This window comes from Alteromonas halophila (assembly GCF_014651815.1).
GTDB lineage: Bacteria > Pseudomonadota > Gammaproteobacteria > Enterobacterales > Alteromonadaceae > Alteromonas > Alteromonas halophila.
In genome coordinates this window covers 384,734-402,044 of sequence record NZ_BMXP01000001.1, presented here as the reverse complement: position 1 = coordinate 402,044, position 17,311 = coordinate 384,734, and the positions used below count along the sequence as shown (strand labels likewise).

General features: G+C 50.1%; 18 protein-coding genes. 7 read left to right on the top strand and 11 right to left on the bottom strand.

Annotation, left to right across the window (positions count from 1 at the left end; translation table 11 throughout):
* The 4 genes from IE054_RS01815 to IE054_RS01800 all read right to left on the bottom strand — a co-directional run bounded on the left by IE054_RS01815 (nt 1) and on the right by IE054_RS01800 (nt 4,600).
* The gene (locus IE054_RS01815) at nt 1–1,386 is read right to left on the bottom strand and encodes a sensor histidine kinase (RefSeq protein ID WP_229804968.1); all 1,386 of its coding nucleotides are present in this window, start codon (nt 1,384–1,386) and stop codon (nt 1–3) included.
* A gap of 113 nt (nt 1,387–1,499) precedes the next feature.
* A complete protein-coding gene (locus IE054_RS01810) occupies nt 1,500–1,808 on the bottom strand; it encodes an EF-hand domain-containing protein (protein WP_229804967.1) in 309 nt (102 codons plus the stop codon).
* Nucleotides 1,809–2,026: 218 nt separating this feature from the next.
* Nucleotides 2,027–4,126: a putative bifunctional diguanylate cyclase/phosphodiesterase gene (locus IE054_RS01805; RefSeq protein WP_229804966.1), complete on the bottom strand. Its 2,100-nt coding sequence runs from the start codon at nt 4,124–4,126 to the stop codon at nt 2,027–2,029.
* 36 nt (nt 4,127–4,162) lie between these two features.
* The gene (locus tag IE054_RS01800) at nt 4,163–4,600 is read right to left on the bottom strand and encodes a tellurite resistance TerB family protein (protein ID WP_189403372.1); all 438 of its coding nucleotides are present in this window, start codon (nt 4,598–4,600) and stop codon (nt 4,163–4,165) included.
* A gap of 553 nt (nt 4,601–5,153) precedes the next feature.
* Here IE054_RS01800 and IE054_RS01795 point away from each other — a divergent pair.
* From IE054_RS01795 to IE054_RS01765, 7 genes are all read left to right on the top strand, one after another.
* A complete protein-coding gene (locus IE054_RS01795) occupies nt 5,154–5,477 on the top strand; it encodes an SUI1 family translation initiation factor (RefSeq protein WP_229804965.1) in 324 nt (107 codons plus the stop codon).
* Between the two features lie 26 nt (nt 5,478–5,503).
* Nucleotides 5,504–6,304 carry a response regulator gene (locus IE054_RS01790; protein ID WP_189403371.1) on the top strand — a complete coding sequence of 267 codons (801 nt, stop codon included), beginning with the start codon at nt 5,504–5,506 and terminating at the stop codon, nt 6,302–6,304.
* Between the two features lie 224 nt (nt 6,305–6,528).
* A complete protein-coding gene (pheA, locus tag IE054_RS01785) occupies nt 6,529–7,710 on the top strand; it encodes a prephenate dehydratase (RefSeq protein WP_189403370.1) in 1,182 nt (393 codons plus the stop codon).
* A gap of 259 nt (nt 7,711–7,969) precedes the next feature.
* Nucleotides 7,970–8,782 (top strand): SAM-dependent methyltransferase, encoded by an 813-nt coding sequence (locus tag IE054_RS01780; RefSeq protein ID WP_189403369.1) that lies wholly within the window; start codon nt 7,970–7,972, stop codon nt 8,780–8,782.
* Between the two features lie 3 nt (nt 8,783–8,785).
* A complete protein-coding gene (locus IE054_RS01775) occupies nt 8,786–9,322 on the top strand; it encodes a GNAT family N-acetyltransferase (protein ID WP_189403368.1) in 537 nt (178 codons plus the stop codon).
* A gap of 163 nt (nt 9,323–9,485) precedes the next feature.
* Nucleotides 9,486–9,695 carry a hypothetical protein gene (locus IE054_RS01770; protein WP_189403367.1) on the top strand — a complete coding sequence of 70 codons (210 nt, stop codon included), beginning with the start codon at nt 9,486–9,488 and terminating at the stop codon, nt 9,693–9,695.
* A gap of 11 nt (nt 9,696–9,706) precedes the next feature.
* Nucleotides 9,707–11,467 carry a sensor domain-containing diguanylate cyclase gene (locus IE054_RS01765; protein WP_189403366.1) on the top strand — a complete coding sequence of 587 codons (1,761 nt, stop codon included), beginning with the start codon at nt 9,707–9,709 and terminating at the stop codon, nt 11,465–11,467.
* 198 nt (nt 11,468–11,665) lie between these two features.
* On the opposite strand, the gene IE054_RS01760 is transcribed toward IE054_RS01765, so the two are convergent.
* The 7 genes from IE054_RS01760 to rpsP form a co-directional block, all read right to left on the bottom strand.
* A complete protein-coding gene (locus IE054_RS01760; protein ID WP_189403365.1) occupies nt 11,666–12,223 on the bottom strand; it encodes an NAD/FAD-utilizing enzyme in 558 nt (185 codons plus the stop codon).
* A gap of 498 nt (nt 12,224–12,721) precedes the next feature.
* Entirely contained in the window at nt 12,722–13,864 is a 1,143-nt protein-coding gene (gene tyrA / locus IE054_RS01755) for a bifunctional chorismate mutase/prephenate dehydrogenase (protein ID WP_189403364.1), read from the bottom strand.
* A 29-nt stretch (nt 13,865–13,893) separates the two neighbouring features.
* Nucleotides 13,894–14,985, bottom strand: coding sequence for a 3-deoxy-7-phosphoheptulonate synthase (locus tag IE054_RS01750; RefSeq protein ID WP_189403363.1), 1,092 nt, complete (start codon nt 14,983–14,985; stop codon nt 13,894–13,896).
* A 258-nt stretch (nt 14,986–15,243) separates the two neighbouring features.
* Complete coding sequence (rplS, locus tag IE054_RS01745) at nt 15,244–15,603, bottom strand: 50S ribosomal protein L19 (RefSeq protein ID WP_189403775.1); 360 nt, start codon at nt 15,601–15,603, stop codon at nt 15,244–15,246.
* Nucleotides 15,604–15,621: 18 nt separating this feature from the next.
* On the bottom strand, nt 15,622–16,383 hold the full coding sequence (gene trmD / locus IE054_RS01740; protein WP_189403362.1) for a tRNA (guanosine(37)-N1)-methyltransferase TrmD: 762 nt from the start codon (nt 16,381–16,383) through the stop codon (nt 15,622–15,624).
* A complete protein-coding gene (gene rimM, locus IE054_RS01735; protein WP_189403361.1) occupies nt 16,384–16,905 on the bottom strand; it encodes a ribosome maturation factor RimM in 522 nt (173 codons plus the stop codon).
* A 23-nt stretch (nt 16,906–16,928) separates the two neighbouring features.
* A complete protein-coding gene (gene rpsP, locus IE054_RS01730) occupies nt 16,929–17,180 on the bottom strand; it encodes a 30S ribosomal protein S16 (RefSeq protein WP_189403360.1) in 252 nt (83 codons plus the stop codon).
* Nucleotides 17,181–17,311: the final 131 nt, after the last annotated feature.

Genomic DNA, 17,311 nt, shown 5'->3' with positions numbered 1-17,311 from the left:
CTATTGCGGAATCGTTACTTTAAAGCAGACATCGGCATAGTCTACATCAACTACCGCGACATTGCCCTGCATCAGACGAGCGCAATCAGCAACAATGGAGAGACCCAGGCCGGTCCCAATCACATTATCGTTTCGGGGATCGCTGCCCCGGGTAAAAGGTTCAAACAGCGTCGGCGCTGCCTCTGCGGGAATTTTTTTCCCCCGGTTAGCCACTTCCAGCACGGTTGTGTCGCTGTCATTGTAAATACGGATATCGATGGGTCTGCCAACCGCCCCGTGGGCAACCGCGTTGGATACCAGATTATCCAGAATTCGGCGATAGAGTTCTTCGTCTACCGCAATCTGCTCTGCGGCGACATCCACATTCACATCGCGATCTTTCAATGCCAGTGCGTAGTCCTGAATGCAATCTTTGACCAGTGTCGCTGGATCAACAGCGGTGGTTGTAGGCTGAGCCTGTTGCAGAAGCAGATTGTAATCAAGCAGTTTTTCCACCAGTGAATTAAGCCGCTGAGTCGAACTGGTCAGCAGGCTGAGTACCTCTTTCTGGCGTGGATTGAGCTCGCCAACCACGTTTTCTGACAGCAAACTGCAGCCCTCTTTGATACTGGCAAGTGGCGTCTTGAGTTCATGGGATGCATGGCGCAATAAGGCGGTTCGAATATGTTCAAGTTGCGTGAGACGGTCATATAGCCAGTGCAGATCACGCTCGACACCAATGAGCTCTTTTGGCGCACGGGTGGACAGGGATGGCAGTTCCCCGTCCTGCTTAGCCACTATACGAATAATATGCTTTAGCTTTTTGACTGGGTTAACGATAAGCTGACTGCCCAGCAATATTAGCAACAGCGATATGCTGACCAGCATCGCCGTTGACCAGGCCTGTTTGGCTTGCATGGCGGCCAGGTCCTGTTGCTGCACTTCAAGACGCAACTGAATCGCTTCGTCGACCTCATCGCGAAAGCTGCTGACTGACCGGCTCACGGAGGCAAGGTACGCGTTCAGTAGCAATTCGTCTTCGACTTGACGAAAGTCAGACAACTGCTCTACGTGCTCGTTAAGCTGCACGCATTCGGGCGGCGAATCGAGCGACGCACACAGTTTATCTCTGGCTGAAACAAACTGCGCCAGTGCGTTATCGCTGAGCGCTGCCACTTTGTCACTGCGCAGCACAGCAAACTGACGAATGCTACGCTCCAGATCGACCGCGGCGGCATCAAGATTACGCAGGTCGCTGACCACATCCACCACATAGCGGGTATCAAACGTTGTCATCTTGCCCACCCGGGCAAGATCACTCTGGCTTTGCCATAACAGCGCAATAAGAGGAACCAGCGCCAACGCGAAACTGACCAGCGTTAGCTGGCGAAGTGAGCCTATCTGCACAAGTCGGTCACTTAAATTGAGTTTGGGTTTCAGAATCTCATACCCCTTGCGCACAGGCAAGCACCGCCCTTTAGGCATTTGGTGCATGGCAGTCAAACCTTTTTGCTCCGGCATTAATCGTCGGTTTTTTGATGATCACCAGATACGTATTCACTTTTTTCAAGCTCTTCACGGGTCAGCATACCATCACCATTTTCGTCGATAAGCCCAAAATTCTTCAGAAGCTCGGTGTTCCTGACCGCTTCTTTTAATGACACTTTGCCATCCTGATCAACATCAAGCCGCGTTAGTAAATCTGTTTGCGCGTAGGCCATGGTGGCCACAACCAGCGGTGCTAACGTCGCGACGGTCAGTGGTGCCATCATGGCCGAAAGGACGCGTGCCTTCATATCTGAACTGATTTTGTTTACGACAAATCTCATCCTCATCCTCCGTTTTACCACGCCTGCAGACGACGTTTACAACGCTGATCGCCCACGTAGCGGCAAAAGCCGAAGCCAGCGAAAATTGTGCCAGTATCATTTAGGTTTTATTTATCAATAGGTTAAAGATTAAATGCGACACCTGACGAAGGTTTATGTTGCTTTTCAGCAACACATTTTGAGCAGGGAGGTTATTATAAACGGAAAGGCCCCGCCCGTTACCGACTTACTTGCTCAGCTTCCAGTCTGGCCTTGTCGAAATGTCGCGGAAGCTCGGTAAGCACCTCCAGCGGAACCGGGCGGCTGAACAGAAATCCCTGAACATGATCACAGCCGTGTTCCAGCAGATAGTCCCACTGACCAATATACTCAATCCCCTCAGCGCAGATATTCAGTGAAAGTCGTTTGGCCAGATCTATAATGGCACCAGTGACCAGCCGGCTGCGCTCTGAATTCTCCAGTTCGCTGATAAACTGCCGGTCAATTTTCAGGGTATCGATGCTGATTTGCGTCAGGTAACTTAGCGAGGAATAGCCGGTGCCAAAGTCATCCAGTGAAATTGCACAGCCCATATTACTGACGCGGCGGAAGAATTTATTCGATAATGCAAAGTTTTCCAGGTATGCCGATTCGGTAACTTCAAACTCAATCATCTCAGGATTTATCGCGTATTGGGTGAATAGCGCATAAATCGTGTCAAACAGACCGCTGTCACGCAGATCATGGCCAGATAAATTGATTGCAACACGATAACGACGGCCGATCCATTCGCTGATGTGCGGCAGTTGCATGCAGACCTGCTCAATGACATAGCGCGTAATCGTGGATATTTTCCCACCCTGTTCGGCAATAGGGATAAACTCACCGGGCATAATCAGCCCCAGTTCGGGATGATGCCAGCGCAGCAAGGCTTCAAACCCGACAATATCGCCATTAGCCCCGACTTTCGGCTGGTAATAGATTACCAGCTCCTGATTCTGTATAGCCTGCTCAATGCTGTTTGCGATTGACAGCTTGCGCTTGTGCGATTCCACCATGTCCGGGGTAAAGATGGTGTATATGCCTCGCCCTTTTGCCTTTGATCGATACATGGCCAAATCGGCATTACTCATCAGCTGACTTAAGTGGTAATCCGCATCCGACGCTCTGGCAACGCCCATACTGATCCCCACGGTCAACGCCAGCCCGCGCAACTGAAAGGGTTCGCTGAAGGCCGAAATGAGGCGGTTCGACATGTTTTTAATGCTGGCTTCGCTGGTATCGCGATCCGGTAATACGATAAATTCATCACCGCCGAGGCGCGCGACCAGATCGCCTTCGCGTAACAGTGTGGTAACCCGGTCAGCAACCTCGATAAGGATAAGATCGCCGGTTTCGTGCCCCAGCGAGTCGTTGATGCCCTTAAAGCCATCCAAATCGAAAAACATCAGAACCAGATCTTCTTCGTGCCGCCGCGCCCTGGCCAGTTCCAGGCGCAGATTGTCCATCACAAACTGCCGGTTAGGCAGCCCCGTCAGGCTGTCGTAATTGGCCAGGCGCGTCATGGTCTGCTGCTGTTCAATCAGGGTCTGATTCTGCTCATAATTAATGGTCAGCTCGGCTTCGATAGTTTCAAGCAGCGTATTGATGTTTTCTCCCAGCGCACGCACTTCGTCCTGACGTGACACTTTGTGGCGCAGACTGTAGTCTTTCGATTCATTGACCTGATTCATAAATCGGGACAGTGCGAACAGCGGCGACATCAGCCGGTGTAATAAAATCAGATAAACCAGTAGTGTTAACAGCAGAAATACACCGATAAGCGGAAGACTGTGCAGCAACAATGACCTGATACTTTCATCAAGTGGTCGCTTCACATCCACTGCAATCATCAGATAGGCAATGGGATACACTTTAGCGCCTACCCGATCCACCGATACAAGATAACCATCGCGCTGTGTCACGCCCAGACTAAACTGGTTGGCAGACAACGACGGGTAATCTAAATCAGCTTTTTTGTCGCTGGCCTTACCGTCAATGCTGAAGATGGGGTCGTAGTGTTTATCGTAGAGCGTCAGAGCAACGATATTGCTGTACGTGGCAATAGGGTTAAGGATGGCTTTCAGCTCTTTTTGTGTCCAGGTGTTACTTTCCATACCTGGACGCAACTCGCCCACAAGCGAGGTAGAGAGTGAGCGGACATGTTCCTGCGCCTGCATGACGTAGCGCTCTTCATGCTCAGTGACCAGCACTAACAAAATGGCCGCAGTGGTCAGCAGTACGGCCCCACCGATGATGAGCCCCACCGCTCCTTTAATAGATGTAAGTACGCGTAACACTGCCTTTAACCGCTTTTTATCAGGGCGCCCCGGCGCCTATTCGCCGGTGACGTCCAGTTTGGTTTTAATAAACTGGCTATGAGGAATATACAGCAGATCAGCGATTCGTCGAACGGTATGTTCTTCAATAGGGGCAATTTCATTGTCTGCATAAGCCACCTGCCACAGCCCTTTCAGAATCGTGATTTTCTGCTCATTACTGCACTTTTCATTGATGACCTGCGTAAACTGCACAAAATCGACGGCATCTTCGGCCATCTCCTGGCCTTCCTGCATCAGGGTATCGAGTTCGTGATCAGACAGCCCAAACTGCGCAGCCAGCTTTTCACGGTAGGTGTCCAGTTCGGCTTGCTGTATATCCCGGTCGGCTCTGATGATTTCACTGAACAGTGTGGCAGTAGCAAGCTCAACGGTATGAGTTTCTTGATCGTTGTCGGATGACTCTTTGAACAAATCAAGCATGGCTTTAAGCATATAAGTACCTCGTTAATGCAGGAATGGGCGCCCTGTGTACCCGCGCCTCTCTTGCAGTATGTCTGCCATGCAGCCATTTACGATGCGGTTGGTACCTCTTATCAGAGCATTGCGAACACTATCAGTTTCGCTCGCCAGACACCAGATTATACCGCCAATTGTACTGACACCTGACGCAACTGCTCAACACCTGCTGAAGTTGTAAGCATGAAGGAAATGGAAATGCTCCGCTCATGCGCCTGGAGCATCAGCAATGACTGACAGGCTGTGAAGTGTGACTGGTATCAATTTTTCCCCCTTTCCACTACTATGGCAATACTCTCGTCTAAACAAGGCGAAACGCCGATAGAAAAGACGGGGTATCGCAGCAGCGCTGACGTACGTCAGGGCAGAAAACGGTAAAGTCGCGAACGCCACTTTACACGCCAGGCCGCCGTATTACGGGCCTTGGCACACTGCTATGGCAGTCAGTTGCGATATAGTTTACTCAGAATTCATTAACACTGATATTCACGCGCCGTTTGCGCGTGATGCGCGTATCGAGGAGATGATAATGGACGATTCCAACCTGGTCTATTCCACTGACGGTGGCAAGGTTTCCCCGCGTAAAGCTGACGCCCCCCGCTCTGTATCCAAAGATGGTGTCGTACGAATTCACCGTGAAACCAAGGGGCGAAAAGGTAAAGGTGTCTCTTTGCTGATTGGCCTGGATAAAGATACCAGTGCACTTAAAACCCTGTGCAAAACGCTTAAGAAAAAGTGCGGCTGCGGCGGGGCAGTAAAAGAGGGCGTAATTGAAGTACAAACCGACGACCGTGAAAAGTTAAAAGCACTGCTGCAAGCTGAGGGCATTAGCGCTAAACTTGCGGGAGGCTGAAAACAACTACAATAAAGAGTGAATAAATGGATAAGCTGTCTATTCCTGACCTACATATCGTTTTAATTGAACCTTCTGACACCCAGCGCAAAATTATTACTACCCTGCTGCTGAAAGAAAAGGTGAAGGAGATTGATCCTGTCAGTACAGTTGCAGAAGCAAAGGCTGCGTTAAAGACCCACGGTGCTGATTTGATTGTCAGTGCCATGTATTTTGAGGATGGCACCGCCCTGGAGCTGCTGAAATACCTAAAAGAATCCGACGAGTTTAATGCCATTCCGTTTATGCTGGTGAGCAGCGAGAACCGCCTGTCCAAGCTGGAAGAATTTAAACAGGCCGGAGTTGCGGCTATTTTGCCTAAACCCTTTGAACCTTTGCATTTGTCACGCGCGCTGAATGCCAGCCTTGATTTGATCAATCATGATGAACTTGATCTTGACTTGTTTGATATTCAGGAAGTGCGGGTACTACTGGTCGACGACAGCAAGCTGGCGCGTAACCACATTCGCCGGGTACTGGAAGGCATGGGCCTGAAACGTATTCAGGAAGCAGAAAACGGCGCGATGGCACTCACGTTCATCAAAGATGAGTCCTTTGACCTGGTGGTGACCGACTACAATATGCCGGAAATGGACGGCCGCGAACTGTCTGAATTTATTCGCTTTAACCCTGAAACCACCCATATTCCGATTATTATGGTGACATCAGAGTCGGCAAACAGTGCGCATATGTCCAATATTCAGCAAACCGGCGTTAATGCCCTGTGTGACAAACCGTTTGAGCCCACCGAAGTGCGGGCCATGCTGGCAGCGCTGCTCGGCAACTAACACAAAAGTAAAAAAAGTAAACATTTGCCACAATAAAACGCATGACAACCTGTAATATTCAGTTGACAGTTATACCTGTGGCGAATACAGTCAGCGTATGAAAACAATACAAGCACGTCGCATTTTTTCGTTTTTCTTTATGTCCTGCATATAAGGGAGGCGCGCGCGTGCAGTAAAACCTCCCGACCGGGAGGTTTTTTTTTGCCAAAGCCAGTGAGAACACCATGTCAGATCAAGCATTACAGGTACTCAGGGAAAAGATTTCTGCCGTTGATGAGCAGTTGCTTGCGCTTATATCCGAGCGTCGCACCCTGACCAATGATGTCGCCGAGACCAAAATTGCCCATCATATTCCGGTGCGCGACCAGAAACGTGAAGAACAGCTGCTTATCAGCCTGATTAAAAAGGGCAAGGCACTGGGGCTGGATCCCCACTACGTAACACAGTTGTTTCATGTAATTATTGAAGATTCCGTACTGAATCAGCAGGCCATGCTGGCTGAGCGGGCCAATCCGGGCAGCGCCCTGCCCCTTAACCGTGTGGCGTTTTTGGGGGATAAAGGTTCTTACTCTTATCTGGCGACACAAAAGTACTTTTCCCGTCGCCCCGGCGAATTACTCGAATTGGGGTGTCAGAGCTTTTCAGAAGTAGTGCACAAAGTAGAAAATGGCGAAGCAGACTATGCAGTACTGCCCATCGAAAATACCACCTCCGGTAGCATTAATGAGGTCTATGATCAGCTCCAGCACACCGAGTTAAGCATTATTGGCGAACTGACCCACCCGATTCGTCATACCCTGCTTACCGCCACCACCACCAGCCTGGAAAAAATAAAGACACTGTACGCGCACCCACAGGTATTTACGCAGTGCAGCCACTTTCTCGCCGAGCTGGGGAATGTGGAAGTAAAAACCATGGACAGTACGTCTTCAGCGATGCTGATGGTCAGCGAGCTGCAGCGGGATGATGTGGCCGCTATTGGCAGCGAGGCGGGCGGTAACCTGTATGGACTCATTGCAATAAAATCAAACCTGGCCAATCAGAAAGAAAACCACAGCCGGTTTATTGTGGTTGCCCGTCAGGCGGTTTCCGTGCCCTTGCAAATTCCAGCCAAAACCACGCTGGTGATGTCGACGGTACAGAAGCCTGGCTCACTGGTTGAAGCGTTGACGGTACTGAAAAACAATAACATCAATATGACCAAACTGGAGTCGCGCCCGATGCCCGGTAACCCCTGGGAAGAGATGTTTTATCTGGACGTTGAGGGTAATGTGGCCGATGGTCCGGTTCAAAATGCACTTGCTGCATTAAAAGATATTACCCGTTATATAAAAGTTCTGGGCTGCTACCCGAGCGAGGAAATCAGCCCCACCAAAGTGGCTGCAGCAAGCGCGCTGGCAGAATAACCGGAAGGGATACTACCTCCCACTGACACGGCACATAATGCAGTATCAGTGGCGTTTGCACAACGCGTAATTGTGTGGCTGTATTGTTGATGCAGGTGGCATTCCTGGGCTGCTATGGGTGAATCATTACGACACACCAATTACACGTGCCACTGGCAATACTGGCTGTTTTTGGTTTACAGCCTTGCGGCCACCTGTACATGTGCAAAGTTAATTACTTCACACGTTTTTTCCTGCTCTGAAAAGGATCAGAGGTAACATGTCACATCAATCTCATACCAATAAAAGTGGCAGTATTGTATGCGTTGGCGTCGGGATGACGCTTGGCGCGCATATCACCCCTATTGCCCGCAGTTATATTGAACAGGCTGACGTAGTATTTTGTAATGTTTCGAACCGTTACGTTGAAGAGTGGATCATGTCGATGAATGACGCGGTCACATCGCTTCAGTGCTTTTATGAAGAAGGAAAAAACCGTTCGCAGACCTACAGACAGATGGTCGATACCATGCTGGCGGCGGTAAGAGACGGGAAGCAGGTTGTTGGTGCCTTCTACGGACACCCAGGTGTATTTGCCTGGGCCCCGCACAAAGTCATCGAAGAGGCGCGCCAGCAAGGATACCGGGCCGACATGTTACCGGGCATCTCCGCGGAAGACTGCCTGTTTGCAGACATGGGGATTGATCCGGGCAAAATGGGCTGTCAGCACCTGGAAGCCAGTCAGCTTATGCTGTTTGAACGCACTCTGGACACCGCTGGTTACCTTATCGTGTGGCAGGTCGGTGTTGCAGGCGATGTCAGTCGGGAAAAGTTTGTCACTACCGCTGAGTATCGAGAACTGCTGGTTGAGGTGTTATGTAACGATTACCCTCCCCAGCATAACGTTGCACTCTACGAGGCCAGAGTGTTGCCAGTGGACAGCTACCGCATTGAATGGCTAAGGCTGGAGAACCTGGCGAATGCGACCATCCATCAGCACACCACACTGGTCATTCCGCCGTCTCGAAAGCCAGCGCCTAACCAATCTATGCGTGCGCGCCTGGACGCACTGACCCAGCAGGAAAGGCGTTAATCGGTGAGATTTCATATAGAAGCACATTACTGCCAATTGCTTAGGTCTGAGCACAAAGATACCTACTGTCAGCTCTATATGTCGCCAAAAGTAATGAGAAAGATCGCTCAGCCTTTAACGCTGTCACAGGCAGAGACTGCGTTCACAAATGCGCTGAGGCAGAATGAACAGACCCCATGGCGAAAGCGTGTTTGGGTAATCAGTAATGACACGGGGAATGATGCTGGCATCCAGATGTTAATCCGTCACAGCAATGCGCCAACCGTCGCAGAAATTGGGATCATGCTGTATCCCTTCGCGAACGGCAGAAGGATTGCCGGGAAGGCACTTGGCGGGCTTGTTGATTATGGCTTTACACACCTTGGCCTTGAGCGCATTAACGCGCTGTTTGATTGCACTCACCTGGCGACGCAACGACTGGTTGAAGGCATAGGCTTCACAGTTTTTCCCGCTCACAAAGATCACGCAGGCCGCCATTGTCTTGAAGCCACAATTACGCAGAGCGAGCATCTTGCCATTCGGCAGCAGGCCAGGTCATAAAACAGTAAAATGTCCTGGTTCGGTTAATCGCCATCGGGTCGTGGCGCACACTGACCCCTGCCCTTACGCTCACCGTTATTAATGATTAACAATTTTATATAACCACAGTACACTCAGTAAACAAACCGTGTAATTAAAATTTTGTCACTCAAAGGGAATACTAATGACCAAAGTTAAACTGTTGGAAATGCTTGGCGCCGATGCATCACTTCAATCAGGAAGTGCAAGAGACATGCTGCTTGCAGACGCTGATATTAACCACATCGCTGATACTGGCAAGCTGTGGTGCCTGATGTTACCTGAGGACGATGAACAAGAACAGGAGTCGGAAAAAGACGACGCCACCTCAGTTGGAAGTACCTCTGCCCACTAGGTATTATCACTGTGCGGTTCACTATTCTGGCTATTGTATTCACCGGTATCAGCGTACTGATGCCGGTGAGTGCTGAAGAGCGCAGCATACAGCAAATTCTTTCTGACGCGGAAGCCGTTAAAAGCAGCGATCCGGCGGAATTTGCCCGTACGCTGGATAGCCTGAAAAAACAGCAATCTACGTTTACCCGTGCCGAGCATTATCACTACGCGTATCTGCAGGGTTATCGGGCAGGGTTTAGTGGTGATATTGACAGTGCCATAGAAAAATACCGGTACGTTATCGACGGTACAGATGACAAACACCTGAAAGTCCAGACCACTACCGCATTGCTGAATATGTTCGCTGTTAAACGCGACTATGAGCAAGGCTATGAGCTTATCAACGCGCTTTTTCCACTTCTTTCAGAAGTCAGCGATGAGCTGCGTTCACAGATCCTCATCGCGAAAGCCATATTTTTTAACCAGGCTGCGGACGATGACGCCGCACTGGTGGCCGCGCAGCAGGCACTGAAGAATATCACGCTGCCACGTCTGGTTTGTTTCACCAGGAATCTGGTCGTTGAAGCCCATTATCATCTCGATACGATTTCGGATAACCGCCTGTTTGACCAGGCTATCGCAGCGTGTGAGAGCGCGAATGAGCCTGTTGCAACTGGCCTGACACTGGTATTCAAAGCACGGTATATGCTGTCACAGGGTGACACTGATGGCGCACTGACGCTGCTGCAGTCGTACCAGACGTTGTTCGATACTGTCCGCTATCCACGCTTACAAGTCGACTACCAGGCAATATCTGCAACCCTCTATTTTATGACCGACAACCTCGAAAAAGCTGAAGATGCAGCGCAACAGGCAATCGCTATTTCTGGCAAGATGGGCGCGGCCAGACCCCGCATCGAAGCATTTGAGGTCCTTTACAAAATACATGAACAACGTGGTCAGACTGACGATGCCTATCGCACTTACAAACGTTTCGCAGAGCTCGAAAAAGCGAATCTGGATGACACCCGACTGAATCGACTCGCGGCACTTCAGGCCAAAAGCAATTTACAGGCAAAAGAAAGCCAGATAAACATTCTGGATAAACAAAACTCACTGCTGATAACGGCGGCACAGCTGAGAACTGAAGAACTTCAGAACAGCCGGCTGTTAATTGCTGTGCTGCTGTTGTTAAGTGGCCTGATCCTGGTCTGGGTACTGATAAACCGTAAAATGCACAAAAAACTGCGCAGTCAGGCACAAACAGATAACCTTACAGGTATAGCGAACCGGCATTATTTTACTACGCTTGCCGACTCTAGCCTTCGCTATCATGAGCGAACAGGCCAGAGCCTCGGATTTGTCATATTTGATTTGGATTTATTTAAGAATATCAATGACACGTACGGTCATCAGGTTGGCGACTGGACATTGCAGGCGGTTATTAAAGCGATTCAGTCTGTATGCCGGCAACAGGATATTATTGGTCGTATGGGCGGGGAAGAGTTTGCGGTGCTGTTACCGGGCTGTGCCCTGACAAAAGCCAGACTACTCGCCGAAGACTGCCGCAGTACAATAGCAGCCATCGATACGTCAGAGTCTGGCGTAACGTTTAAAATCACCGCAAGCTTTGGTGTTACCGATACAGACACCTGTGGCTATAGTTTCGATGAGTTATATGCGAAAGCCGATACCGCGCTGTATCGCAGTAAACATGAAGGCCGCAACCAGGTATTTTGCTACAAACCTTCTGAAGAGACAGCCCCGTTTTTGACTGAACAGCCAGGCTAGCAAAGACCAGAACTCTTCCAGCGATTGAAATGTCTGAGAAGCATGACCTATTCCTTTAACGCGATGGACTGCGCCCGGACTGGACAGCACCTGGAAGTGTGGTTATTGGTTAACGTGGCGCCATCAGACACCCTGGTCACACCATTACAGTTGGCATAAACGCACAATGAACACGTTTATGCCCTCACTATACACATCCTACGGCATCGACTTCATAAAGTGCTGAAATTTCTCCTGGCCTTTGACTACCCACGTCGGCGTTGCGTCGCCAGTACCAGCAAATTTAAGCCTGGATTGTTCTGCAGTCACCTGCTCGATCCGCGCCTTTTGCTGCGGGTCAAAATCGACGAAAAATACGTGTTTCCCGCGACTTAACAATTTTTGAAAGCGTTTAAACTGACGATTAGGTACCTGTATGCCAATCAAGCCTCCTTCCCAGGTACAAAACCCGAGGATCACAATTGCCAGAAATGCAAACGGCAACCAGCCCGCAGGACTGGTATACCAGCCTGTAAAGTAAGCCGTGCCAATGATGAGTGCAGCACCAATCACGCCGTAAATGGCACCAATGATTGTTGAACGAACGACATCTTTTTTCAGTACCGCTTCAATCGCGTGGAGGTGATGCCTCTCTACTTCTGCATCCTGTTCGCTTAATACGTGAAACTGGGGTGTGTGTACTCCCTTAGCTTCGAGCGCCGACTCTATTTTTTCCAGCGTATCGAGATCTTTGGTAATGTAATAATGACGTAGCATAACCCACTCCTTTTTCTAAAAAATCGTGAGATATAACTGGCTGACAAACACCATGACTACGCAGCGCCCCTTATCTCACCTGCTTTACACAGCAGCACACTCATTACAGCGAATGTATGTGTTGTGTCATTTTTACGCAATAAATAGTACAATGTTTAACCAGCTGCTACCTGACAGGGTTAAAAAAATGCAATGTTTACACAGTGTATGTGAAATCCAGTGAGCGAATCATAAACCATCAGACGCGGACGCGCGATACGCAGTATCGCTGGTAGTCCCGTTGGCAAGAGGCGTGTCAAAAAAACCAAAGGTATGCCGATAACAGTTCAAAGTCAGCAGGCTGAATGGCGCGTAAGTGCACAGTCGCTGAAAATAGTCGCGTTCAACCACACTATCATTATCGACAATAGCGACCAGCAAACGAATGTTTTGTGAAGTGACATCCGTCGGTTCTCTGAATGACGGATGCCGCAGTTCCGATGATTACCTGAGCCTTGGCTACTTTCTTAACAGGTGCCCATCATCCGCTTTGAGCAATAACTGTTTGCTGTCAACGAGGCAGGTTTTTGCATAACTACCAAACCATGCGCCGGCGGTAAGAAATTGCTTGATAAAATCACGCTTGTCGCCGCGCTCCAGCATATCCAGCGCCAGTCCGAAGCGACGGTGGAAACGCCGTAACAATGCCACATTATCGGGATTGTTGAAGATGATATCGGCATACAGTTCCGGTGCCTGAGCGAAAAGCCTGCCGACCATCGCCAGCTCCAGCCGATAGATGGGTGAGCTAAATACGGTAAGCGTTTCAAGATCAGGGTTTTCTTCGCGCAGGTGCTGCCCGTATACGAATGTGTTGAAATGGCGCATAACCTGAATGTAGGCCATGGCCTGGTCGTGCTCATCCGCGGTTGAGTGATGGATTGAGGCGCCCCATATGCGCATCTGGTCAAGCAGCCACGCGTAGGCAGCCTCATCCCGGCCATCACATACGACCACCACCTGCTTTATCATCCCTGGCGCGTCCGGCCCGAACATTGGGTGCAAGCCAACTACCGGTCCGCTGTGCACCTTCATCATGGCGGCTAAAGGTTTGGCTTTGATACTGGTAATATCAGCCAGGACACAGTGTGCTGGCAACATCGATAGCTGTGCAATCACCGACTCAGTAACATTGATAGGCACGGCAACAATGACCACATCGGCTGTTTTTAAGACCTCAGCGGCACGGCCATCCTGCCAGTGCGGCTCCTCAACAATATCGACTTGATAGTCACTTCGCTCGAACAGCCCGACCAACACACTGCCCAGCGCCCCTTCCCCACCAATGACGACAACCCGGCCAATGGCCGGATTGATGCAGCGGTAACGGTTGTTCTGCGTGTGATAGGACTCGCGCATAATACGCCTTAGCAAGTCTTCCACCAGATCAGGTGAAACGCCGGTTTGCCGGGCTTCCTGACGCCGGGATTCAATCAGTGATCGCTCCCGTTCGGGAACGTACACGGGCATACCGGCCTGAGCTTTAACCTCACCAACTTTTGTCGTCAGCGCACTGCGTCTGGCCAGTAGGTCAACCAGTTGCGTGTCTATCTCATCAATGCCGTCGCGCAGCGTTGATAACTGCTGCCGGTAGTCCGTCATAAGTATGTTGTTATCCTTTCGTCATTCACTCAGGCTACATCAATGCGTTTGTTCTGACGCATAGGCAGCACTGTGATCAGCTTATCCCGGGTTTGCAGGATCAGGTTTTCGGTGGTAGCCCAGTCAATGCAGCCATCAGTGATGGAAATACCAAATTCCAGCTCTTCAGGAGTTTTACCGTCAGCCTTTTGGTTGCCCGCATAGATATGGCTTTCCAGCATTACTCCAATGATAGACTGATTTCCTTCTAAAATCTGGTTTACCACGTTTTGTGCGACCAGAGGCTGACGGCGGTAGTCCTTAAAGGAGTTCGCGTGACTGCAATCGACCAGCAATCCGGCACTTAATCCTGCCTGGTGCATTTCTGCTTCACACTCTGATACACACACAGAATCGTAGTTGGGTTGCTTGCCGCCGCGCAGAATTATGTGTCCGTCAGGGTTCCCGCTGGTGCCAATAATGCTCACCTGCCCCTGCTTGTTGATTCCCATAAAACGGTGACCGGAGGCCGCTGACTTCAGTGCATTGATGGCAATATCCAGGCTGCCATCGGTGCCGTTTTTAAAGCCAACCGGCATCGACAAACCACTGGCCATTTCGCGGTGGGTCTGCGATTCAGACGTACGCGCGCCAATCGCGCTCCAGCTGAACAATTCAGCCAGGTACTGCGGGCTGATTGGATCCAGCGCTTCGGTCGCCACCGGCAGTTCCAGCTCGGCAAGCCAGATAAGCAGTTCACGGGCTTTGCGGAGTCCGGCTTCGATGTCAAAGGTACCATCTAAGTGCGGATCATTAATCAGGCCTTTCCAGCCTACCGTGGTGCGCGGCTTTTCAAAGTAAACACGCATCACCAGAAACAACGTGTCTTTGCAGGCTTCGTGCAACTCTTTCAGACGCAGCGCATACTCCTTGGCTGCCTCAATGTCGTGGATGGAGCAAGGCCCGCATACCACCAGCATGCGATGATCGCGACGATGAATAATGTCTGACACCGTGCGCCGCGAGCGCTTAATGGCTGCCTGCGCGGTATCAGAAATGGGCAACTCCTGGCTGAGTGCTTCGGGAGTAATTAGCACATCTTCAGTACTGATGTGCAGGTTATTGACTGTGTCCTTAATCATAGTGTTCTCTGGATTGTTTTGGCTAGCGTGTTTCTAAACGGCCAGCGGAAGAATGTAACTAAATATTTACACCCTTACTATTCGTTATTTTTCAGGCGTATTGACTTTTTATCAATTTAAAACTAAAGGCGCAAGCGCTGCGTTATATTACTTTACTCTATAGGCAAGCAAAAGCATTTAGACATGAACAAATGGACACAAAAAAGCCCGCATAAAGCGGGCTTTCTGAAGTTAACGATAACGCAGGGATTAGTAATCTTAGTTAAGCTTTTCTTTGATGCGTGCAGATTTACCTGAACGCTCACGCAAGTAGTAAAGCTTAGCACGACGAACCGCACCACGACGTTTCACTTCAATAGAAGAAACTGCCGGGCTGTGTGTCTGGAACACACGTTCTACGCCTTCGCCGCTAGATGTTTTACGTACGGTAAAAGACGAGTGAAGGCCACGGTTACGTTTAGCAATAACAACACCTTCATAAGCCTGAAGACGTTCTTTATCACCTTCAGTAACACGCACTTTAACACTTACTGTATCGCCTGGACCAAACTCAGGCACATCAGATTTGAGCTGTGCTTGCTCGATTTTTTTGATGATATCTTGACTGACTTTACTCATCATATCCTCTCGTCCTAGTTAACTGTCATCTTGCCGCGACAGCGATGTGATTTCATCAAATAATCGCTGTTGCTCCTCAGTCAGAGCTAGGTGTTGAAACAACTCAGGGCGACGCTGCCAGGTTCTCAATAAAGACTGCGTTAATCGCCACTGCCTAATTTTTTCGTGATCACCACTTAACAACACACTGGGTACAGCCTGACCATCCAGCACTTCTGGCCGCGTATAATGCGGGCAGTCCAGAAGACCGTCAGTAAAGGAATCTTCAACCGCAGATGCTTTATGCCCCAGTACGCCTGGTACCAGTCTGGCCACCGCGTCCATCAGGACCATGGCCGGCAGTTCGCCGCCGCTTAACACGTAATCACCAATGGAGATTTCCTCGTCCACATGGCGCTCAATTACGCGCTCGTCAATGCCTTCATAACGGCCACACAATAAAATTGTGCGGTCTGACTGCGCCAGACGCTGAACGCCTGACTGGTCAAGCGGTGTACCCTGCGGTGACAGGTAAACCACTTTTGCATTTTCGCCACCCGCTTCGCGAGCGGCCTTAATTGCGCCTTCAAGCGGTTCGACCATCATCAGCATGCCGGGTCCGCCTCCGTAGGGGCGATCATCGACAGTACGATGACGATCAAAGGTATGGTCGCGTGGGTTAAAGGTGTCGAGTGCTACCTTGCCGGATTTTACTGCCCGCCCGGTTACGCCCTGCTGCGTAAATGGTGCGAACATTTCCGGAAACAGGGTGACGACCCCGAACCACTTAGCCGGTGTCACTTAAAACCCCGGATCCCAGTCAACCGTAATGACCTTTTGTTCTTTGTCCACCGTGTGCACGACCTCGTCGAACACAAACGGCAGCAACCGCTCTTTCTGACCATAGGCGTCGTTCAGGTTGGCTTTTACCTGAATCACATCATTGGCACCGTTATTAAAAACTTCTCTGACAACGCCAAGGTCATACCCTTCTGTTGTCATCACTTTCATTCCGGTCAGCTCACGCCAATACACGCCCTCATCCCCTAAATCGGGTAACTGCGAGGTGAGTATGGTGATATCCAGGTTCTTGATGCGCTCAGCATCATCCCGTGTCTCCACACCCTGTATTTTCGCGACCATGGATTTGCCATGAAAACGCCACTGGTCGACGTGATATTCTTTATCCCCACTGAGTAACCAGGGAGCATAATCAAATATCCCGTCCGGTGTTTCGGTATAGCTGTTGATTTTGACCCAACCTTTTACGCCATACGGCGCGCCGATTTTGCCAACTACCACTTTGTCAGACGCTTGACTCATCTATACCCACCTGTGCAATCAGCTTACGCTGCTGCTTTTTTTGCTTCTTTTACCAGACTAGCTACGCGCTCTGAAGGTTGTGCGCCAACACCTACCCAGTAATCGATGCGGTCAAGGTCTACACGTAGACGCTCTTCCTGACCCTGAGCAGTTGGGTTGAAGAAACCAACGTTTTCGATGAAACGTCCGTCTCTCTGGCGACGGCTATCAGCCACCACTAGTTGATAAAATGGACGCTTTTTCGCGCCACCACGCTGTAAACGAATAGTAACCATAAATGCCTCAAACTCGTTGTAGCGTTACCGTTAACTTACCTTCATCTGGACGTACATAAAATGTGCGCCCAACAGAAGGCCGCCGAATTATACGTATCTGACCTGTGAATGCAAGTGTTATCCCGGCTTTA